Below are 21,494 nucleotides of genomic sequence, written 5' to 3'. Positions count from 1 at the left end.
TGGAGCGCTCTGTTCATGAAAAGCAAAAGCATGCGTCTGGCAATGTCCGGTCTGGCCCTGAGTTGTTTCGCCGCGTTCGGCGCCCACGCCGCCGAACCGAAAGAACTGTTTTTCTACAACTGGACCGACTACTACCCGGTCGATCTGTTGGCCAAGTTCGAGAAGGAAACCGGCATCAAGGTAACCATGGACGGTTACGACAGCAACGAAACCCTGCTCGCCAAATTACAGGCCGGCGGCGCCGCGTATGACGTGATCGTGCCGTCGCAATCGATCATGCAGACGCTGATCAAGCAGGACTTGCTGATGGAAATCGATGCGCCGAGCCTGAGCAACTTCCAGTACGTCAAAGGGCCGTTTCGCGACCCGAGTTTCGACCCGGGACGCAAGTTCTCGGCGCCGTATCTATGGGGCACTACCGGGTTTTCCTACGACAGCGCGCGGGTGCCCGGCGGCAAACTGGATGACTCGTGGAAAGAGTTCTTTGAACCGCGCAAAGAGCTGCAAGGCCAGCTCGCCGCACTGGATACGTCGAGCAGCGTGATCAACGCCGCCAGCCATTATCTGAACGTTGATGAGTGCAGCGAAAACCCGCAGGACGCCAAGCGCATCCTTGAACTGCTGCAAAAGCAGAAGCCGTTTTTGAAGATGTACAGCTCCGACAACACCGTCGACCGCATGGCTTCGGGCGAGGTGATCATGATGCAGAACTGGAACGGTTCTACAGCGCGGGCGACTTTGCAGAAGAGCACGATCAAGTACGTCTATCCGCGTGAAGGCCTGGCGATGTTCCAGGACAACTTCGCCGTGCCGAAAAGCGCACCGCACCCGGGCAACGCGAAGATCTTTATCGACTGGATGATGAAGCCGGAGAACGCCGCCGCCGTGTCCAACGCCATTGCTTATGCCAACGGGATTCAGAGCGATTCGTTGCTCGATCCGAAGTGGAAGGTGATGGACGCGATCAACATGCCTGAGGAATACGCCTCGCGTTTGCGGCCTGAAAAGGAGTGCAGCAACAAGGCGCGAGAGCTGCAGGACCGGATCTGGTCGAAGCTCAAGGGCTGATCACCTGATCTGAAATCGAGGTGCGGCCATCGCTGGCAAGCCAGCTCCCACAGGAATCTGTGTCGCACATAGAAAGTGGGCACACCTCGACACCTGTGGGAGCTGGCTTGCCAGCGATGAGACCCGCCCAGACACCATTGAACCAGAGGTAAAGAAATGACCCAGCCACACTGGCTCCGCAACGTGCGCCCCTACGGCGCCCAAGCCGAAGACCTGCTGATCGAAAACGGCCGATTCGCCCAGCGCCGCCCGGCCAGCAACACGCCGCTGGCCGGCACCGACATCGACGGCCACAATCAACTGCTCACCAGCGCGCTGGTCGAAAGCCACGTCCACCTCGACAAAACCCTCTACGGCCAACCCTGGCGCCCGAACAGCGCCGGGCCAACGCTCAAGGATTACATCAGCAACGAACGCCGCATCCTCCGTGAAGTGACCGCACCCATCGCCGAACGCGCAGGCGCGCTGCTGGAAAACTGCATCGCTCGCGGCTCGCTGACCATGCGCTGCCATGTCGATATCGACCCGGAATTCGGCTTGCGTCACGTCGAGGCCATGCAGCAGTTGCGCGAACGCTACAAAGACCTCATCGACCTGCAACTGGTGGTGTTCCCGCAAACCGGTTTGATCAGCCGCCCCGGTACCGCCGAACTGATGCGTGAAGCGATGGCATTGGGCGTCGAAAACGTCGGTGGGCTCGACCCGTGCGGCATCGACAACGACCCGATCGCACAACTGGATTTCATCTTCAAACTGGCGGCTGAGTTTGGCCGAGGCGTGGACATTCACCTGCATGACAAAGGTGAGTTGGGTCTGTGGCAGATCGCGCTGATCGCCGATTACACCGAGCGTTTCAGCCTGCAAAACCGCGTGATGATCAGCCACGCCTACTGCCTCGGCATGCTGCCGTGGAGTCAGGTCAAACCGCTTGCCGAGCGGTTGGCGGTGTTGGGGATTTCGCTGATGAGTTCGGCGCCGGCCGACACCGCCGTGCCGCCGTTTCTGGCATTGCATGAGACTGGCGTGAATGTCTGCCTGGGCTCTGACGGCATCCGCGATGCGTGGTCGCCGATGGGTAATGGCGACATGCTCGAACGGGCGATGCTGCTGGCGTTTCGCTTTGACCTGGGCAAGGACGATGAACTGGCGGCGGCGTTCGAGGCGGCCACGGTTAACGGTGCGCGGGCGCTGGGCGTCGAGGATTACGGCTTTGCCCTCGGGCAGCGTGCTGACTTCTTGTTGATGCCGGTTGAAACCCTTGGCGAAGCGGTGGTTGCGCGGCCATTGCGTCAGGTCTATCGCGGCGGTGTCTTGATCGCCGAAGGTGGCCGCTTGCTGAGCAGCCGTCTGTGAAACGCATCGGTCTGCGCGCCAGTTGCGTGGTCGGTTTCGACGGCACGCAGCATGTGCTGTGGCGCGACGGCGAAGTGGTGTTCGCCGGGTCGCACATCGAGTTCGTCGGGCGTGGTTACGCGGGGACGGTGGATCAGTGGATCGACTACGGCAATGCGTTGATCGGCCCCGGCTTCATCGATCTGGATGCGCTGGGCGACCTCGACTCCACGGTGCTGACCCTGGATAACGGCGACGAGCGCAGCATGGGGCGCATGTGGTCGTCAGACTATCTGGCCGCTGGCCCGCGTGAGACTTACAGCCCGGAAGAAGAAGTTTTCAAATACCGCTACGCCTTCACCCAGCTGATCCGCAACGGCATCACCACGGCGATGCCGATCACCTCGATGTACTACCGCGAGTGGGCGGAAACCTACGACGAGTTTGCCGCCGTGGCAGGCGTTGCCGGCGAACTGGGTCTGCGCACTTACCTCGGCCCCTGCTACATGAGCGGCATGAGTTACTGGCAGGCTGACGGCACCCTCGCCCATCACTGGGATGAGGATCGCGGGCTGGCCGGACTGGATACCGCTGAACGCTTCTTCAAGGATTTCGACGGTGCGCACAACGGTTTGATTCGCGCTGCGCTGCTGCCGGATCGCATCCAGACCTGCACGCCGGCATTGCTGCAGCGCACCTCGGCGCTGAGCCGCGAACTGAACGCACCCATGCGCCTGCACTGCTGTCAGGCGCTCGGCGAAGTAACGATGGTTGAGCAGTTGCGCGGTGATTCGCCGTTGAGCTGGTTACAACGGCTGGACCTGCTCACACCGCGCAGCCTGTTGCCGCATGGCATCTACACCGCTGGCGATGACGACCTGCAACGAGTGGTCGACGGTGGCACGAGTCTGGTGCATTGCCCTTTGGTGTTTGCCCGCGATGGCGAGGCGTTGAACTCGTTCGGACGCTATCGCGCCAAAGGCATCAACCTGGCGTTGGGCACTGACACCTGGCCGGCGGATCTGCTGGAAAACATGCGTCACGGCTTGAACATCGCGCGGTTGATGGAGGGCGGCCCAGCGCTGACCAGCAGCCTCGATCTGTACAACGCCGCGACCCTCGGCGGTGCGCGGGCGCTGGGTCGCGATGACCTCGGACGCCTGGCCCCCGGCGCCAAAGCCGACATTACTGTGTTCAGCCTGCGCGGCCTGCATCTGGGGCCGTTGTTCGATCCCCTGAAAAACCTGTTATTGGCCGGGCGCGGCGACGACTGCATCGCCAGTTATATCGACGGTCGTTGCGTGATGCACGACGGTCAGGTCAACGCCGTCGACTACCCCGCCCTGCAACGTCAGGCGCAACGCCAATACGAGAAACTCATGCGCAGCCACAGCGACCGGGCCGTGGGCCGACCGGACTGGAAAACCCTGTTCCAGCCAGCCATTCCGTTCGCCGATGACTACAGCGCCAAGGCGCCGTTGAGCGCCATCGATCCACTTTCCTAGAGGTTTTTGCCATGCACAGTTTTGATTTCAGCCAACTCAGCCCACGGGAAAAATACAAGATCCTGATCGGCAGCGTCGTGCCCCGGCCCATTGCACTGGTCACCACCATCGATGGCGAGGGCCGGGTCAATGCCGCGCCGTTCAGCTTCTTCAATGCGCTGTCGGCGGACCCGCCGATTCTGGCCTTGGGCGTGGAAAACTACGGCGATCAGAGCCCGAAAGACACCACGCGCAATATCCAGTTGAACCAGGAATTCACCGTGAACATCGTCAGCGATGCATTGGTGGAGGCGATGAACGTCTGCGCCGTGCCGTTCGCGCCGGGTTTCGATGAGTTGACCGCTGCGGGGCTGACGGCGATTGCCGGTACCACGGTGAAATGCCCACGGATCGGCGAAGCGCCGGTCGCGCTGGAGTGCCGACGGATGATGGCGCTGAACATCGGCCAGTCGCGGGAGATCATTTTTGGTGAGGTGTTGATGGCGCATGTGCGCGATGAGTTGATCGATCCGAAGACGCTGTACATCGATCAGTTGGGGCTGGATGCGATCGGGCGCATGGGCGGCCATGGTTATGCGCGAACCCGTGATTACTTCGATCTGCCGACCCGCTCGTTGCAAGCGTGGACGGAAGCACCGGGGGGTGGCGAGCGGTTTTGGCCTGCCGCCAAATAAGCGCCAACAGCAAAAGATCGCAGCCTTCGGCAGCTCCTACAGGGGAATGCATTCCAAATGTAGGAGCTGCCGAAGGCTGCGATCTTTTGATCTATCAGTCCGTGCCGTACTTCGGCGAACGCGGGCCGTACAGCAGCCCCGCCGGATGCCCGGCCGAGAGCAGGCGATTGCTCGCCACACCGGCAATCGGATAACCGGCATCAGTGGAGCTGTTGATGATCTGCTTCACCGCCGCCGTGATCAGCATGCCGATCAGACCGCCACCACCGTTGTTGCCACCCTCTTCGCTCGACGCCCGCGCCGCTCCGGTCCACAGCGTGGTGCCGCTTTTCAGGTCAACCAGTTTCGCTGTCGCGGTCACAGCCGTTTCGCTGCTGATCACCATGTAACGCGTGCCGTATTCGCTCACGGTGATGTACAGCGCCGCATCCGCACCGAAGATTTCCTGCAGCTTGTGCGGCGGTGCCTGATGAATGTCATCCGGCGTGGTCAGGCCGTTCTGGCGGAAGGTTTCGTCCACCAGCGCGATCGGCAACACGTAATAACCGGCTTCGGCCAGCGGGAACGTCACTTGCGACAGCAGGCTGTACGACGCCTTCACGTCCGGCGAGGTGTTCAGCGGTGGCAACACCAGAATGGTCTTGGGCCGCGCCTGTTTGTACGCCGAGTAGTCCACGGTCTTCGGCGCGACACAGCCGCCAAGCAGCGTCAGGGCCAGCGCACCGGCCAGCAGTTTCAAGGTGCGCGAGATCATTGCACGACTCCGGCCTTGGCGTTTTTAAGCAGAAAATCCATGTACGTGCCGGACTCGGGGAACAGGGTTTTCTCGGTGTTGAACTGCTGCACCATCTGATCGTCCTTGCCCATGCTCAGGTAGAGCAGGCCCAAGTGCGCGTGGTAGCCCGGCGGTACGGCTTTGCCGGTGGAGCGGATCTTTTGCAGATCACGTTCCAGTGCTTCGGCCTGCGCCTCTTTCGGCTCTTCGCCTTTGAAGTATTCGTAGACCTGGGGCTCGTAGCCTTCCCACTGGTACAGGGTTTGCGGGCTGCTGCAACCGGCCAGCAAGGCGCTGGCGGCCAGCGTCAGCGCCATCAGCGAGCGCGACAAAGTCAGATTCATGGGTATTGCTCCTTGCAATGGGCGTCGATCAGTTGCCCGGTTTCCAGGCACCGGCGTTCATGCCATCGACCAGACGATTGATCGCCTCGCGCATGGCCAGATCGAGGACTTTGCCGTTGAGGGTCGAATCGTAGGCAGCGGTGCCGCCGAAGCCGATGATTTCGCGGTTGGACAAGGCGTATTCGCCAGCGCCCTGGGTCGAATAAACCACTTCGGAGGTGCTGATGTTGACGATGTTCAGGTTGACCTTGGCGTAAGCAACCTGGGTCTTGCCGCGGCCGAGAATGCCGAACAATTGGTGATCGCCAGTCTCTTTGCGACCGAACTCGGTGACGTCACCGGTGACCACGTAATCAGCACCTTTGAGGCGCTGGGCCTGGCCTTTGATCGCCGCTTCCTGCTGGATTTCGCCCATGTTGTCGCGATCCAGCACGCTGAAGCGGTTGGTCTGCTGCAAGTGAGTGATCAGGATGGTCTTGGCCTGGCCGCCGAGGCGGTCGACACCGTCGGAGAAGATCCCGCGCATGTAGCTGGAGCGGTTGTCGAACTTGCCCACCGCCATTGGCACGCGAACGCCGGTCCAGATCTGCGAAGCGCTTTCAACCTTGGCCACCGGCAGCGCGCGGGAGCTTTCCGTGGCGCAACCGGAGAGTGTGGTGGCAAGGGTGCCAAGCACGGCAATTGCCACGCCTGAAACCAGCATCCGGGAGATCATTCTCACTGGGTAATCCTTTTGAAAAACGGGGGTGTCCCGGCACGGCAATGCGGTACAGGGGCTGAAAAGGGCCGGCATTATGACAAAGTGCCATCATTGCGAACAGATATTTTTGACGCCAATGAATTGGCTGTTCCGGACTTGATCGTTCCCACGCTCTGCGTGGGAATGCAGCCACGGACGCTCCGCGTCCGCTGTGACGCGGAGCGTCACGGGAGGCGTTACCACGCAGAGCGTGGGAACGATCAGACAAGGGGTCGGTGCGCTAATGGAAATCGCGACTCTGCACGCGGATGCCGTTGAGCAATGGGCTGAGGTCGCTCAAGCGGCCGGCGATCAGATGGCGCACGTCGCCTTCGCGCTCCCAGCGGCCATCGACCCTGAGCAATTGCGAACCGACCAGCACTTGCCGTTGGCGCTCGGCCAGGTCGCGCCAGACCACTACGTTGACGTTGCCGAACTCATCTTCCAGCGTCACAAACGTCACGCCGCTGGCAGTCCCCGGTCGTTGGCGCCCGGTGACCAGCCCGGCAATGCTCACCGGCCTGCCATGCTCAACATCGAGCAACTCCTGCGAACTGCGGCAGCGGCGCGCCTTCAACTCGCCGCGCAACAGCGCCAGTGGATGCGGCCCCAGTGTGGTGCCCACCGTAGCGTAATCGGCGTGCAGGTCCTCGCCGACGCTGGGTTTTGGCAGCACCACGTCGGGTTCTTCCTGGCTGGGCAACCCGGCAAATAATCCGAGCTGCTTCTGCACCCCGGCCACCTCCCAACGCGCCCGATGTCGGTGCCCGGCCAAACCGCGCAGCGCTCCGGAGTCCGCCAACAGCGCCTGCGCCCGGCTGTCCAGCGCGGCGCGTTCACCAAGATCGGCGACATCGGCAAACGCCCCACGCGAGCGCGCCGCTTCGATGCGCCGGGCGTCCTCCTCGCGAAAGCCCTTGATCATCCGCAAGCCCATGCGAATTGCCGGTTGCGCCGCCGTGGTGGTTTCCAGGCTGCAATCCCAGTCACTGGCGCGCACGTCCACCGGGCGAATCTGCAATTGATGCCGACGTGCGTCCTGGAGAATCTGATCCGGGCTGTAGAAACCCATCGGCCAGCTATTGATCAACGCGCAAGCGAACGCCGCCGGTTCGTGGCACTTGAGCCAGCAACTGGCATAGGTCAGCAAGGCGAAACTGGCGGCGTGGGATTCAGGGAAGCCGTAGCTGCCGAAGCCTTTGATCTGCTCGAAAATCTGCGCAGCGAATTCTGGCGTATAGCCATTTTTCTTCATACCGGCAGCGAGGCGCTCCTTGTGCGGTTCGAGGCCGCCGTGGCGCTTCCACGCAGCCATGGAGCGGCGTAACTGATCGGCCTCGCCGGGGCTGTAATCGGCGGCGACGATGGCGATCTGCATCACCTGTTCCTGAAACAGCGGTACGCCGAGGGTGCGTTTGAGCACCACTTCCAGCTCCGGCGACGGGTAGGTTTCCTTTTCTTCTTTATTTCGACGCCGCAAATACGGATGCACCATCCCGCCCTGAATCGGCCCCGGGCGGACGATGGCTACCTCGATCACCAAATCGTAGAACTTCGCCGGTTTCAGGCGTGGCAGCATCGACATCTGTGCGCGGGACTCGATCTGGAACACGCCAATGGTGTCGGCGCGGCTGATCATCTCGTAAGTCGGCTTGTCCTCGGCCGGAATCGTCGCCAGGCTCAAGTCCAGATTCCGATGTCGGCGCAGCAGGTCGAAGCAACGGCGGATCGCGCTGAGCATGCCGAGGGCGAGGATATCCACCTTGAGCAGGCCGACCGCGTCGAGGTCGTCCTTGTCCCATTGAATGATCGTGCGCTCGGCCATGGCCGCGTTCTCGACCGGTACCAGCATGTCCAGCGGCTGTTCGGAAATCACGAAGCCACCGGGGTGTTGCGACAGGTGTCGGGGGAAGCCGATCAGTTGCCCGGTCAGGCTCAGTACGCGGCGCAGCACCGGGCTTTCGGGATCGAAGCCTCCCTCGAGCAAGCGTTCCAGCGGCGGTGTTTCATCGCTCCAGTGGCCGCAGCAATCGGCCAGTGCGTTGATTTGATCCGGCGGCAGGCCCAAGGCCTTGGCCACGTCGCGTACGGCGCCGGCGGCGTGGTAAGTACTGACCACTGCGGTCAGCGCCGCGCGACCACGGCCGTAACGGCGAAACACGTATTGCAGGACTTCTTCGCGGCGTTCGTGTTCGAAGTCGACGTCGATGTCCGGCGGTTCGTTGCGCTCCTTGGACATAAAGCGTTCGAACAGCAACGTGGTGCGGTCCGGGTCGATTTCGGTAATGCCCAAGGCAAAACACACCGCCGAGTTGGCCGCCGAGCCACGACCCTGACAGAGAATCTGCTGCTCGCGGGCGAAGCGCACCACGTCGTGCACAGTGAGAAAGTAGCTTTCATAACCGAGCTCGGCGATCAGTTGCAGTTCATCGTCGATCTGCTTGAGAACCTTGGCTTGCGGGCCTTTGGGCCAGCGCCAGGCAATGCCTTCTTCGGTCAGATGGCGCAGCCAGGAACTGGCGCTATATCCCTCGGGCACCAGTTCCTTGGGATATTGATACCGCAATTCGCCCAGATCGAAAGTACAGCGCCGCGCCAGATTCACCGATTCGTCGAGCAATGCCTGCGGATACAACTCGCGCAACACCTCGACACTGCGCAAATGCCGCTCGCCATTGGGGTGCAGGCGCAACCCGGCCTCGGCCACCTGCACGTGATGGCGGATCGCGGTCATGGTGTCCTGCAAGGCGCGTCGGCCTCGGGCGTGCATGTGCACATCGCCGCTGGCCACGGCCGGAATCTGCAACTCGGCGGCCAGACTCAACAACCTTGCCAAGCGCTGCTGATCGTCCTGGCCGCGATGCAACTGCACCGCCAGCCACAGGCGCTCGCCGAAGACCTGTTTCAGCCAACGGCCCTCTTCCACCTGCTCAAGCGAATCCGGCACCCACAACACCAGCAGCCCCGGTTGCGGCTCGCTGAAATCTTCGCGCAGCACCTGATACTGGCCTTTCTGCGTGCGTCGCCGGGCACGGGTGATCAAGCCACACAAGGCCTGATAACCGGCGAGGTTCTCCACCAGCAGCACCAGTTTCGGGCCGTTTTCGATGTGCACTTCACTGCCGATGATCAGCGGCAGCTCAACCGATTTCGCCGCTTGCCACGCCCGCACAATCCCGGCCAGCGTGCATTCATCGGTGATCGCCAGCGCCTGATAGCCATGCTTTTTCGCCCGCTGGAACAGTTCCAGCGCACTGGAGGCACCGCGCTGGAAACTGAAGTTCGACAGGCAGTGCAGTTCGGCATAACCGTCGTTCATGCAAACCAGCCCTGCAGCCACAACGGACCGCCCTCACCCACCGCGCGATAAGCCCAACCCTGTTGGCCGGCGCGGTTCTGGATCAGGTAATAATCGCGGCGCACATCGTCGCCGTCCCACCAGCCCGACTCGATGCGTTCCGGGCCCATGAGAATCCGCGCCGAACCTTGCGGCACGCTCTGCGGTTCATCGAGCAACCAGCCCGGACGGTGCACGCTCGGCAACGCAGTGCAGCGCTGTTTGTCGACGCCGTTCTGCCATGCGCACTCGGGCCGATGATCGGCCTGAAAACGCAGCCCCTGCACCGCGTCATCGCCCAAGCGTGCACGCAAGCGTTCGCGCAACTGCTGCCACGGCAAGGTTTGCTGCGGACGGTCGTCGAACAGCTCCTGAAACTGCGGGACGAAGCTCGGCAGGTCCTCGGCGCGCAGACGAAAGCCGCGCACGGGTGCCTCGACCTGCACTTGCTCCAGCCGCCCACGGGCCAGTTCGAACAGCATCGCCGGATCACGTTCGGCGCTGAGCAGGCCAACCTTGATTACGCTGTCCGGCAACCCGGCGTGCTCCAGATGCAGATCGAAACGTTGCACGCCGCTGTCGCGCCCGCAGAGGAACGCCGACAGATCGCCGGTCAAACGGCGTAACGGGAACAGCAACGCCTGATGCGATTGCACGTCGAAATTCAGCTCGATGCGCACATCGAAACGATCCGGCGGCAGGTAAAACTCCAGCGCCAACGGGCGCGCGCCGAACAGGGTGTCGAGGTGCTTGAGCATCGGCGCTTCGAAACGTCGGGCCAGTGCCTGACGGGGCAAGCTCTGCACCTGACTGAGATTACGCAGGCCCATACGCGACAACGCTGTAGCCACACTCGGTTCCAGGCCGACGCGGTCGACAGGCAACTGGCCAAGGTGATGCTGCAAGGCTTCGCCGTCGGGCACCACCAATCCATCGTAAGCATTGGCCAGCACCCGCGCCGCTACCGGGTTCGGTGCGGCAACGATGCGATGACGAAAACCCAACTCGGTCAGTTCCTTGCGCAAACGCGCTTCGAACTGCGCCCAGGAACCAAACAGACCAAGGCTGGACTCGATCTCGAACACCACGGTGCGCGGGTAATGCACGCTGACCTGCGCGCTGAAACCGTAGGCCCATGCGGCCAAAAACTGCTGCCAGTGCTCGACTTCGGCGGCTTCGTAATCAGCGGTGGCAAACCCCTTGCTCATGGCCTGGGCGGCAGTCATCGACTGGCCGGCGCGCAGACCGAGTTTGCGTGCCGCCGGGTTGACCGCTTGCAGCACCCGGCGCTGGGCCGGGCCGCTGAGCAGCACCAACGGTTCATCGGGATCGGGACGCTGACGCAGCACCGCGTCGAGGGCCAATTGCGGAAACAGAATACACACCCAGCGCATGGCGACCTCAATGACCCACGGCAAAGGCAATCGGCGCCGTACGCGCGAGTCCGCCACGGCACTTGAGGACGCGCAACTGTGCAGGTTTGGCGTCGATGGCGATGCGCAACGCCGCCGGTGACGGGTTGACCGCTTCGCTCAACGGACGCCAGGCAAATGCCAGGGTCTGGCCGGTTTCCGCCGCCACCTGCAAACGCCGCAACGCACGGTCATCGGCCTTGTGCGGCCAACACAGTACGGCGCCGCAACTGCCCGAACGCAGGCACTGTTCTGCCGCCCACAAGGCATCGCGCTCACTGGCTTGAATCACTGATAACTGGCGCAGATCGACCCCGGCGTTTTCCCACGCTTGCGGGTACGGCACGAACGGCGGCGCCACCAGCACAATGCGCTCACCCGCCGCCGCCAACCGCGCCAGCGTTGGCCAGACCAGTTGCAGTTCGCCGACACCGGGGCCGGCCAAGAGGATTTCGCTCAGCGCCGCTTCCGGCCAACCACCGCTGGGCAATGCCGCGTCCAGCGCGGCGTGCCCGGTCGGTTGCGGGCTGGCAGCCGGTGGCGCAGGCCGGCCCTTCCAGACCTGGCCGCCATTGAACAGCGTATCCAACGCAACGACGGCGCCCATCAGCCTTGCCTCACCAGACCGCAGAACACCCCTTCGATGGCCAGGTCCTGATCGTCGCGCACGACAATCGGCTGGTACGCCGGGTTGCGCGGCAACAGGCGCACTTCATCGCCGAGCCGTTCGAAGCGTTTGATGGTGACTTCACCGTCGAGCCGCGCCACGATGATCTGGCCGTTGAGCGCCTCGGGATTGCGCCGCACGCCGACCAGATCGCCATCGAGAATGCCGTCCTCGATCATCGAATCGCCCTGCACCCGCAGCATGTAATCGGGTGTGCGCGAGAACAGTGCCGGGTCGAGCAGCAAGCGGCTATGGACGTCGGCATCGGCGCCAATCGGCGCACCGGCAGCGACGCGGCCGAGCACAGGAATGTCGAGCAGTTCCGGGCGCGGCGGTTGCCCGAGCAAACGAATGCCCCGGGCCTGATTGGGGTTGACCTCGATAAACCCCGCTTCGGTCAGCGCGAGCACGTGCTTGCGCGCCACGCTGCGCGAGGCAAAACCAAAAGCCTCGCTGATTTCAGCGAGGCTTGGGGGCTGACCGTGTTCGGCGATGCGATCGCGGATAAAGGTCAGGATGGCGGTACGGCGGGGAGTCAGGTTTGTCATGGAGTACATTTGTACTCTTTTGGCTTTTTCCTGACAAGCGCCGCCAGTCGGCCCACCCCACGTTGATCGTTCCCACGCTCTGCGTGGGAATGCCTCTAGGGACGCTCTGCGTCCAGTGACGCGGAGCGTCACGGGCTGCATTCCCACGCCGGAGCGTGGGAACGATCAGCGCGGGGGTGTTAGCCAAGGCCACGTTCGGCTAGGAATTCGGCGATGTAATCGATGAAGGCGACAACCTTGGCCGTGGCCCGTCGATGACTCGGGTACACCGCCAGAATGTGCGGGCCAAAGGTGTCCGGGTCGATCTCGTAATCCGCCATTACCCGCACCAATCGCCCGTCGGCAATGTACGGCGCGGCGCTCCACAGCGGCGTGTGCAGCAAACCGCGCCCGGCCAGAGCACTGGCCAGCAACAAATCGTAATTATCGCTGCGCAACAGCGGTGCCGCCGGTTGCGCCAGGCTCAAGCGCTGCCCGTCGCGCTCGGCCCACCAGAATTCGCGGCTGAGCAACGGATGCTGATAGAGCAGCCATTCATGCTGTTCAAGGGTCTGCGGATTGACCGGCAAGCCCTTGCGCGCCAGATACTCCGGGCTGCCACACAGGGCCAGACGATTGCTGCCGACCACCCGCGCAATCAGCCCCGGCAAGTCATCGTGGCCCTCACGCAACGCCAGGTCGTAGCCACTTTCCAGCAGATTGACGAAGGCATCGCACAGATCCACTTGCAAACTGATCTGCGGGTATTGCTGCAAAAATCCGTCACACACCTGATCGAGAAACGCCCGCCCATACGCCAGCGGCGCGGTGATTTTCAGGCTGCCGCGCAAACCGTGCTGCAACTGTTCGATTTCCTCGCTGGCCTCATCGAGCCGCTGCAACACCAGCCGCGCGGTTTCCAGGTACACCCGGCCGATTTCGGTGAGCAAAATCCGCCGCGTGCTGCGCTCGAACAGCCGTGCGCCCAGCTCCGCTTCCAGGTGATTGACCGCTTTGGTCAGCGCCGACGGGGTCTTGCCCAACTGCTCGGCGGCGCGGCTGAAACTGCCGAGCTGCGCGGTGGCCACGAACATTTTCAATGCACCCAACTTGTCCATGCTTTTTCCATTCAGGCAAAAACGTTTTTCGTGAGGCAGGCGTTCTGTCAGACGCTACCAGCCACTAATCTCGCCATCAGACGCAATAACAAGGAAATCTTCAATGAAAAGATTCATCCCGAGTCTGTTGGCAGCCGCTGTAAGTTTTGCCTCGATGGAAGCCATGGCCGCCGCCGATCTGGTGCTGCTCAACGGCAAGATTTTCACCGCCGACCGTGCGCAACCCAAAGTACAAGCGCTGGCCGTGGAGAACGGCAAAGTGCTGAAAGTCGGCAGCGACGCACAGATCAAAGCCTTGATCGAACCCGGCACAAAAGTCATCGACCTCAAGGGCAAAGCGCTGATGCCCGGCCTGATCGACAGCCATTCCCACGCGATTTTCGGCGGTCTGGAAATGGTCTCGGCGAACATGGAGGACGAAGTCGTCAACCTCGACGAACTGCAAAAACGCCTGCGCGACTGGCGTGAAGACGGCAAGGCCAAACATGGCGACGTGCTGAGCATTGCCGGGATGAGTTCGGTTTATTGGGCGCAAGCCGAAGCCTTGGGCAACACCTTCAACAGCGGCGAATGGGCCAGCGTGCCGGTAGTATTTATCGGTAGCGACCACCACACGGCATGGGCCAACAACGTCATGCTCAAGCGCGCTGGCATTGACGCGGCCCTGCTGAAAACCCTGCCCGACGCGGAAAAAGACACCATCGGCAAACTGGCCAATGGCGAGCCGAACGGTTTTGTGGTCGACGCCGGATGGGATCGGGTCGCCTCGAAAATGCCGGTGCCGAGCCCCGCCGACATGCTCAACGCCGCCAAATCCGCAGTGCGCTACAACAACAGCCTCGGCATCACCGCCTGGATGGACCCGGCCGCCAACGCCGCACCGGGCGAAGCAGTGTTCGCGCTCAAGCCGACCGAAAAAACCGTCGGCGTGCTGCCGGCTTATAAAGCGCTGTCGCAAAGCGGCGACATGAGCGTGCACGTCGCGGCGCTGCTGGTAGCCAACCCGAAAAGCGTGCCCGCCGACCTCGATACGCTGGACAAGGTGCGCCAGCAATTTCAGGGCATCCCGAATCTGACGTTACCCGGCATCAAGATCTTCGCCGACGGCGTGATCGAATTCCCGGCGCAGAGCGCGGCGATGATCGATCCGTACAGCAACTCGCACAAACAGGGCGAACTGCTAATCGACCCGCAGCATTTCGGCGAACTGGTCAGCGCCATCGATCAGCGCGGCTGGCTGGTGCATATCCATGCGATCGGCGACCGCGCCGTGCGTGAGTCACTGAACGGCATCGCTCAGGCGCGCAAGGATCGCCAGAGCGGCGTGACCCACTCGATCACTCACCTGCAAATGGTCAACCCGAAAGAGTTCGCCCGCTTCAAACCGCTCAATGTCATCGCCTCAATGCAACTGCTGTGGGCCAGTGCCGATGACTACACCACCGACATGATCAAGCCCTACGTCAGCGCCCTCGCCTTTCGCTATCAGTACCCGGCGCATTCACTGCTCAAACAGGGCGCGACGATTGCTGGCGCGAGTGACTGGCCGGTGTCGACGCCGAACCCGTTCAACGCCATGGCGCAGGCGATCACCCGTGTCGGCCCGTTGGGCGTGCTCAATGCCGATGAACGTCTGGATCGCGAAACGATGTTCTACGCCTACACCGTCAACGCGGCACGGACGATTGGCCTGGAGCAGCAGATTGGCTCGCTGACGCCGGGCAAGCAGGCTGATTTTATCGTCCTCGACCGCGACGTGTTCAGCGTCGACAACAAGGCCCTGCATGACACCCAGGTTTTGCAAACCTGGTTCGGCGGTCGTCAGGTCTACACCGCCACAAAATAACAACACTGTTCCCCTGTGGGAGCGAGCCTGCTCGCGAAGGCGGCGTATCAGTCGCCATCAATGCTGAATGAACCACCGCTTTCGCGAGCAGGCTCGCTCCCACAGGGTCTGTGAGGGTGGTCGAAATCGAATCCCCCCGCAGTTCTCTTTCTGCCCAAAAATAATCACAACATCGGGACTCCACATGAAAGCCTTGCCCCTGTTCGCCCTGAGTTTGTTGAGCGCGCTGCCCTTGAGCAGCCAAGCGATCCCTTTGAATGATGATTTTGCGCTGGTGGTGGACCTGAATTTAGCCAGCGATTACCGCACTCGCGGCATCTCGCAAACGCAAAACGACCCGGCGGTGCAGGCCGGTCTGACCCTCGCTCACAGCAGCGGCCTGTACCTCGGCGCGTGGAGCTCGAATGTCGATTTCGGCGGCGGGCTGAAAACCCGTCAGGAAGTCGATTACTACGGCGGCTGGCTGTGGCAGGCGACCGAGGATGTCAGTCTCGATCTGGGTTACATCAAGTACGCCTACCCCAAGGAAAGCCAGTTCAACCAGAGCGAGGTTTACGGGATTCTCGGGGTGTACGGGGTGAAACTGGCGGCGTATTACTCCAGCGATGCACCGGGGATCGATAGCAAACAGAGTTCGCTGTACAGCTACATCGGTTATGAAACCGAGTTGCCGTTTGATTCAGGTCTGAAGCTGCGTTACGGCAATATGGATTTCAAGGATGCGCATTTGTACTCGGCGTCGGGCAGCGCTGAAGAGTCGTACCGCGAATGGGAGGTCAAACTCACCCACAATCTGGCCGGGGTGGTGCTGGGGTTGAGCTACATCGATACCGATCTTTCACAAACCCAATGTCTGAGCAATTGGGGTTTCAAAGACGTCTGCACTGCCACCGTCGTCGCCAGCCTCAGCAAATCCTTCTGACCCACCGAAATCCCCCTGTAGGAGTGAGCCTGCTCGCGATAGCGGTGGATAAGGCAACATCATTGTTGAATGACACACCGCTATCGCGAGCAGGCTCACTCCTACAGGAGATTGTGGTGTATCAGGAATTGAGGTTTGCCAGATAGGCCCACGGGTAGATGCCGCGCTGGTGGCCGTCGCTGAACACCAGTTGCACGCCGTAGCCCTGGGGATTGAGTTCGATCAGGCGCACGCGGTCATCGACCATGGGCGTCAGGCCTTGCAGGCGAAAGGCGCGGCATTGCGAGCATGGGCAATGGCGGCGCAGTTCGGCGTGGTTGAGTTGTTGCTCTCGGCCATCCGGCCAACTCAATCGCAGCGTCTGCTCGCTCTGCGAGTTACCTACCGACAGCGGGTTCATTGCAACTGACTCAGGGCAATGCGCACGGCTTTGCGCACTTCCGGGTCGCCGTCGTCCTGCGCGGCCTGCAAGGCCGCCACGGCGCCGCGATCATTCAACTCACCCAAGGCCAGCGCGGCCTCTTTGCGCAGATTGCTGATGCGATGACCGAGGGTCTCGATCAATGCGTCCAGCGCCGGGGCAAATTGCAAACGGCCGAGGCTGCGAGTAGCGCGCAGGCGTACTTGCCAGTAGTCATCGCTCAGCGCTTCGACCAGCGCCGGGCCGGCGTCGCGGTGGCCGACTTTGCCCAGTGTCGTTGCGGCTTCTTCGCGCACTTGCCAGGCGTTGTCCTGCAAGGCCTGGCGTAGGGCCGGCAACACTTCGGCACTGGAGGCCAAGCCCAAGGCGCCGGTGGCGGCGCGGCGTACTTCGGTGTCCGGATCTTCGCTGGCCAGTCGCGCCAAGGCTGGCAGTGCGTCGAGTTGCTTGAGCCAGCCGAGCACGCCGACGGCTTCGCGGCGCACGTTGGCATCGGCATCGTTCAGCGCAGAGACCGCAGCAGGTGCAGCATCGGCGAAACGCAGTTCACGCAAGGCGCGGAACGCCGCGATACGCACGCTGACGTCGGCATGATCGGTCCACGGCAGAATCACCCGCCCCGCTGCTTCAGTCTTGAGCAGACTCAAGCTCTGCGCAGCAGCGGATTGCACGGCGGGCGACGAGTCGGTCAGCGCCTCGCACAAGGCTTGCACAACGTCTTCATCCTCCCAGGCTTCCAGCAAACGCGCGGCTTCAGCGCGGACGTCTTCGGCAGGATCCTGGCCGAGGCGATCGACCAGCCAGAGCAAGCCATCGGGCTCCTCCAGATCCGCCAGATCAATCAGCGCAATACGCCGCACGCCAGCATCTTCAGCAGTCAGACGCGGTTGCAGGGCGAGGATTTCATCGTTATCGGTCACAGCAAAAATAGAGGTCATAGGGCAAATCGCGGTAAAGGGTTTTCGGGAGGCAGGCCAAGCGGATTAAGGCGCGGCAGCGGTCGGTCGTTGTCGTGGCGCAACAGGTCGAGGCAGTGGCGCTTGAGGCGGGAGAATTCAGGACTGGTCACCAGTTCACTGGTGCGCGGCCGGGCGAAATCCAGGCGCAAGTCTTCGATGATTCGCCCCGGTCGCGCGCTCATCACCAGCAAGCGGTCAGCGAGGAACAGCGCCTCGTCGATGTCGTGAGTGACGAACACCACGGTGGTGCGGATGCGCGTCCAGATGTCCAGCAGCAGTTCCTGCATGTTCAAACGGGTCAGCGCATCCAGCGCGCCGAATGGCTCGTCCATCAGCAACAGGCGCGGGCGATTGACCAGCACACGGGCGATTTCGACGCGTTGCTGCATGCCGCCGGAGAGTTGATCAGGCCAGCGTTCGGCGAAACCTTCGAGGCCGACCAGTTTGAGGATGTCGTCGGCAGCACGATGACGTTCGGCTTTGCCGACGCCGCGCATCTTCAGGCCGAAAGCGACGTTGTCGCGCACTGTGCGCCACGGAAACAGCGTGTGATGCTGGAACACCATGCCGCGCTGCGGCGACGGGCCGGACACTGCCGCGCCATCGACTTTCAGGCTGCCGGCGTGCGCATTCAGATGCCCGGCCAAAGCGCCGAGCAAGGTCGATTTGCCGCAACCGGAGGGGCCGAGAATGCACACGAACTGGCCCGACTCGATCTGGCAATCGAGTTCTCGCACCGCTTCGAACGCTTCACTTCCCTGGCCGAGGACGATGGACAATTGGCGGATGTCGATCCGCCCTTCCGGAGTTTGCATCGCGCTCATCAGGCTTTTCCTCGCGGTCGATGCCAGGGCGTGAACAACCCGCCCAGACGTTTGATCAGCAGACTGCTGCCCATGCCCAACACCCCGATCAGGAGCATGCCGACGACGATGTCGGCGTAGTTCTGAATGGTGTAGGACTCCCAGGTGTAATAGCCGATGCCGAACTGGCCGGAGATCATTTCTGCAGTCACCAGACAGAACCAAGAAGTACCCATGCCGATCGCCAGACCGGTGATGATGCTCGGCGCGGCGCCGGGCAAAATCACTTCCAGCAGAATCGCGCGGCGCCCTGCCCCGAGGCTTTTTGCCGAGGCGATCAGGCGTGGATCGACACCTTCGACGCCGTGCACGGTGTTGAGCAGGATCGGGAACAGTGCACCGGTGAAGGTGATGAAGACCATCGACAGTTCCGAAGACGGAAACATCAGGATCGCCAACGGGATCCACGCAACGGCGGGGATTGGGCGCAGGACTTCCAGCGGTGGCAGCAGCAGGTCTTCGGCCCATTTTGAGCGGCCGATGGCCAGGCCGAGGGCGATGCCGATCAGCAGTGCGGCGAGGTAGCCGGCGAAGACGCGGCTTAGGCTGGCGGTGAGGTGTTGCAGGAGCTTGCCGGAGTCGCCGAGGCCCAGCGCTGCTTCTACCACGGCCAACGGTGTTGGGACGTTGGCGAAGGTGACGAGGCCGAGGTTCCAGTGATGGCTGGCGGCGAGTTGCCAGAACAGCAGGCAGAGCAGCAGTGAGGCGGCTCTTGATGTCCAGCGTAGGGTGGGTGTTTTCATGGAGCGGGTTTCCGGTTGTGGAGCTGTGTGATGGCTGAGATCTACCCCCTCACCCCAGCCCTCTCCCCCAAGGGGGCGAGGGGGAAAGGGAGCCGATCTTCACGTTTTTCAAAACCTGAGTTCGGCTCAAGAAGGAGCCGATCTTCATACCTTTCAAACCTGAGTTCGGCTCAAGAAGGAGCCGATCTTCATACCTTTCAAACCTGAGTTCGGCTCAAGAAGGAGCCGATCTTCATGCTTTTCAAAACCTGAGTTCGACTCGGTATTTCAGGTCGGCGTAGTTAGTCCAAACACCTCGGTCAGTCCCCTCTCCCTCTGGGAGAGGGCTAGGGTGAGGGGCTCTTGATCTTCAACTAACGAGCAGCAACCGCCTGGGTAGTGGCATCAGTGAAATCAAAAACCTTGCCACCCTGCGCCGAGGCATATTGCTGAGCCTGCCCCTTGAGCAAAAACGCGCTCAGACGCCCTTTCGCATCACTGGCAAACCAGGCTTGTTCGGCAAGCAACTTGATCCCACTGTCACTGGCCTGCGCATACACCGCACGGATGTTTTTACCTTCCTGCTTCAAAGCCGCCAGCGCGGTAAACGCTTCTTCCGCCGAGGCGTATTGGCGCACCTTGTCTTCGCCGCGCACCCAGATTTCCGCGACATGGCTGAAGTCGGTGATCGCTTTGCCGGTCGCTGCGTCGTTGACCTTCAACGGTGTTTGCGCGTAGTTCGCCAGTTGCGCCGTGTAATCCAGGTTCGACGCCTTGAACGCCGCACGGATGTATTGGTCGTCAATGAAGTTGTTCAGATCGAGCCCGCGATCAGCCTTCTTCAGCAGCTTCAACGTATCAATCGCGGTGCCGACCGCCTGACGATATTCCGGCTTCCAGCTCAGGTCGCGGGTCTGTACGCCGAGCGGGCCGTGGAACAGGTAGTTCACCTCAGCATCGACGCCGGTGACTTTGGCGATCAGCTCGCTGTATTTCTCCGGCTCCGCCGCCAGCAACTGATTGGCCTCGATACTCGCGCGCAGGTAAGCGACGACGACTTCCGGGTACTTCTTCGCATACGCCTGATCCACCAGCGCACCGTGGAACGTCGGCGCATTCGCCTGAGCACCGTCATAAATCTTGCGGGCGAAACCCCGGCTCGGGAACAGTTCGGCGAACGGCACGAAATCGGCGTGGGCGTCGATCTTGCCGGCCTGCAACGCCGAGCCGGCGACTTCCGGCGGCTGGGCGATGATGTTGACATCCTTGAGCGGATCCCAGCCCTGCGCCGCCACGGCACGCAGCAGCATGCCGTGGGCGGTGGAGGCGAACGGCACGGAAATCGTCTTGCCTTTGAGTTCGCTGAGCGCCTGCACGCCGGACGCGCTCGGCACGACGATGCCGTTGCCGCTGCCCTTGATGCTGCCCGACAGCACGCTGATGAACAGGCTGTGCTTGCCGGCGGTTTCAAACGCGACGCCGTTGAACGCACCGGGGAAATCGGCCATGGCGCCGAAGTCGAGTTTGCCGGCGACCATCTCGTTGGTCAGCGGCGCGCCGCTGGTGAAGTTCTTCCACTGCACGTCGTACTTCGCGTTTTTGTAGGGGCCGTCGTGGGGCAGGTATTTGTCGAGCAGGCCCAGTTCACGAATCAACAGCCCGCCAGCGGCGCAGTTGATGGTGGTGTCCTGGGTGCCGATGGCGATGCGGATGGTTTCGGCTGAGGCCGACAAAGTGAACGAAGCCAGTACCAGACCGGCGATTGCTGCACGCAACATGGTTGTTTCCCCTCGAATCATTTATTTGAGTTCGTCTCCGCCGCGATCAGGGCGCGGTGGGAAACGAGGGGTTTTCGGTGAATCCAGCGTCCGGGGTTCACCGGATGGCTTTGGGTTGTCACAGTTCAAATGTAGGAGTGAGCCTGCTCGCGATAGCGGTTTTCCAGATGTTGATGTGCTGACTGACACACTGCTATCGCGAGCAGGCTCACTCCTACAGGGGATCGCGTTTCAACGCAGGAGATAGGGGATCTCGACCTTGACGGCACCCGTCGGGCAATCCTTCTCGCACGGCATGCAGTACCAGCATTCGTCGAACGCCATGTAGGCCTTCTGCGTTGCCGGATTGATCGCCAGCAAGTCCATCGGGCAGACATCCACGCACACGGTGCAGCCCTTTTCGGCGATGCATTTGTCCTCGTCCACGGTGACGGGGGCGTTGGAGCGAAAGAAGATTTCCTGAGCTTGATAGGCCATGGTTCGGA

At 61.8% G+C, this 21,494-nt stretch carries 20 protein-coding genes; 6 read left to right on the top strand and 14 right to left on the bottom strand.

The genetic code is table 11. From position 1 onward, the window contains the following. Positions 1-15: 15 nt before the first annotated feature. The 4 genes from ACIPIZ_RS07175 (at position 16) to ACIPIZ_RS07160 (ending at position 4,579) form a co-directional block, all read left to right on the top strand. On the top strand, positions 16-1,068 hold the full coding sequence (locus ACIPIZ_RS07175) for an extracellular solute-binding protein (protein WP_064387691.1): 1,053 nt from the start codon (positions 16-18) through the stop codon (positions 1,066-1,068). A 156-nt stretch (positions 1,069-1,224) separates the two neighbouring features. Beyond that, positions 1,225-2,421, top strand: a complete 1,197-nt coding sequence (locus tag ACIPIZ_RS07170) for an amidohydrolase family protein (protein ID WP_105708905.1) — start codon at positions 1,225-1,227, stop codon at positions 2,419-2,421. After that, complete coding sequence (locus tag ACIPIZ_RS07165) at positions 2,418-3,905, top strand: amidohydrolase family protein (protein WP_401164740.1); 1,488 nt, start codon at positions 2,418-2,420, stop codon at positions 3,903-3,905. Before ACIPIZ_RS07170 ends, ACIPIZ_RS07165 begins: the two co-directional genes overlap by 4 nt. 11 nt (positions 3,906-3,916) lie before the next feature. Next, entirely contained in the window at positions 3,917-4,579 is a 663-nt protein-coding gene (locus ACIPIZ_RS07160) for a flavin reductase family protein (protein ID WP_134177558.1), read from the top strand. 94 nt (positions 4,580-4,673) lie between these two features. On the opposite strand, the gene ACIPIZ_RS07155 is transcribed toward ACIPIZ_RS07160, so the two are convergent. From ACIPIZ_RS07155 to ACIPIZ_RS07120, 8 genes are all read right to left on the bottom strand, one after another. Then, positions 4,674-5,333, bottom strand: a complete 660-nt coding sequence (locus ACIPIZ_RS07155; RefSeq protein WP_064387695.1) for a DUF799 domain-containing protein — start codon at positions 5,331-5,333, stop codon at positions 4,674-4,676. Next, positions 5,330-5,698 carry a DUF4810 domain-containing protein gene (locus ACIPIZ_RS07150; protein WP_064387696.1) on the bottom strand — a complete coding sequence of 123 codons (369 nt, stop codon included), beginning with the start codon at positions 5,696-5,698 and terminating at the stop codon, positions 5,330-5,332. The genes ACIPIZ_RS07155 and ACIPIZ_RS07150 overlap by 4 nt, the downstream gene beginning before the upstream one ends. Before the next feature lie 28 nt (positions 5,699-5,726). Next, positions 5,727-6,413 carry a CsgG/HfaB family protein gene (locus tag ACIPIZ_RS07145; RefSeq protein WP_161806640.1) on the bottom strand — a complete coding sequence of 229 codons (687 nt, stop codon included), beginning with the start codon at positions 6,411-6,413 and terminating at the stop codon, positions 5,727-5,729. Positions 6,414-6,678: 265 nt separating this feature from the next. Continuing rightward, positions 6,679-9,756 (bottom strand): error-prone DNA polymerase, encoded by a 3,078-nt coding sequence (locus tag ACIPIZ_RS07140; protein WP_401164737.1) that lies wholly within the window; start codon positions 9,754-9,756, stop codon positions 6,679-6,681. Then, positions 9,753-11,168, bottom strand: a complete 1,416-nt coding sequence (locus ACIPIZ_RS07135; RefSeq protein ID WP_401164735.1) for a Y-family DNA polymerase — start codon at positions 11,166-11,168, stop codon at positions 9,753-9,755. The genes ACIPIZ_RS07140 and ACIPIZ_RS07135 overlap by 4 nt, the downstream gene beginning before the upstream one ends. A 7-nt stretch (positions 11,169-11,175) precedes the next feature. After that, positions 11,176-11,793, bottom strand: coding sequence for a translesion DNA synthesis-associated protein ImuA (gene imuA, locus ACIPIZ_RS07130; protein ID WP_064387700.1), 618 nt, complete (start codon positions 11,791-11,793; stop codon positions 11,176-11,178). Then, positions 11,793-12,410 carry a transcriptional repressor LexA gene (gene lexA, locus ACIPIZ_RS07125; RefSeq protein WP_401164733.1) on the bottom strand — a complete coding sequence of 206 codons (618 nt, stop codon included), beginning with the start codon at positions 12,408-12,410 and terminating at the stop codon, positions 11,793-11,795. The genes imuA and lexA overlap by 1 nt, the downstream gene beginning before the upstream one ends. A 170-nt stretch (positions 12,411-12,580) precedes the next feature. Further along, entirely contained in the window at positions 12,581-13,498 is a 918-nt protein-coding gene (locus tag ACIPIZ_RS07120) for a LysR substrate-binding domain-containing protein (protein ID WP_401164732.1), read from the bottom strand. Positions 13,499-13,601: 103 nt separating this feature from the next. Here ACIPIZ_RS07120 and ACIPIZ_RS07115 point away from each other — a divergent pair, with 103 nt between their 5' ends. Both ACIPIZ_RS07115 and ACIPIZ_RS07110 read left to right on the top strand, forming a co-directional pair. Further along, positions 13,602-15,344 carry an amidohydrolase gene (locus tag ACIPIZ_RS07115; RefSeq protein WP_401164729.1) on the top strand — a complete coding sequence of 581 codons (1,743 nt, stop codon included), beginning with the start codon at positions 13,602-13,604 and terminating at the stop codon, positions 15,342-15,344. A 184-nt stretch (positions 15,345-15,528) separates the two neighbouring features. Beyond that, positions 15,529-16,266, top strand: coding sequence for a TorF family putative porin (locus tag ACIPIZ_RS07110; protein ID WP_401164728.1), 738 nt, complete (start codon positions 15,529-15,531; stop codon positions 16,264-16,266). Positions 16,267-16,387: 121 nt separating this feature from the next. On the opposite strand, the gene ACIPIZ_RS07105 is transcribed toward ACIPIZ_RS07110, so the two are convergent. The 6 genes from ACIPIZ_RS07105 to ACIPIZ_RS07080 form a co-directional block, all read right to left on the bottom strand. Beyond that, a complete protein-coding gene (locus ACIPIZ_RS07105; RefSeq protein ID WP_150647396.1) occupies positions 16,388-16,666 on the bottom strand; it encodes a DUF971 domain-containing protein in 279 nt (92 codons plus the stop codon). Continuing rightward, positions 16,663-17,625, bottom strand: coding sequence for a HEAT repeat domain-containing protein (locus ACIPIZ_RS07100; protein WP_401164725.1), 963 nt, complete (start codon positions 17,623-17,625; stop codon positions 16,663-16,665). Before ACIPIZ_RS07100 ends, ACIPIZ_RS07105 begins: the two co-directional genes overlap by 4 nt. Beyond that, on the bottom strand, positions 17,622-18,470 hold the full coding sequence (locus ACIPIZ_RS07095; protein ID WP_401164724.1) for an ABC transporter ATP-binding protein: 849 nt from the start codon (positions 18,468-18,470) through the stop codon (positions 17,622-17,624). The genes ACIPIZ_RS07100 and ACIPIZ_RS07095 overlap by 4 nt, the downstream gene beginning before the upstream one ends. Then, complete coding sequence (locus ACIPIZ_RS07090) at positions 18,470-19,252, bottom strand: ABC transporter permease (protein ID WP_401164721.1); 783 nt, start codon at positions 19,250-19,252, stop codon at positions 18,470-18,472. The genes ACIPIZ_RS07095 and ACIPIZ_RS07090 overlap by 1 nt, the downstream gene beginning before the upstream one ends. 353 nt (positions 19,253-19,605) lie before the next feature. After that, the gene (locus ACIPIZ_RS07085; RefSeq protein ID WP_401164719.1) at positions 19,606-21,009 is read right to left on the bottom strand and encodes an ABC transporter substrate-binding protein; all 1,404 of its coding nucleotides are present in this window, start codon (positions 21,007-21,009) and stop codon (positions 19,606-19,608) included. A gap of 231 nt (positions 21,010-21,240) precedes the next feature. Beyond that, positions 21,241-21,486 (bottom strand): ferredoxin family protein, encoded by a 246-nt coding sequence (locus ACIPIZ_RS07080; RefSeq protein WP_007959413.1) that lies wholly within the window; start codon positions 21,484-21,486, stop codon positions 21,241-21,243. Positions 21,487-21,494 lie beyond the last annotated feature (8 nt).

This window comes from Pseudomonas sp. NPDC087690, from assembly GCF_044743175.1.
Lineage (GTDB): Bacteria > Pseudomonadota > Gammaproteobacteria > Pseudomonadales > Pseudomonadaceae > Aquipseudomonas.
This window is presented reverse-complemented; position numbering and strand designations above follow the sequence as displayed.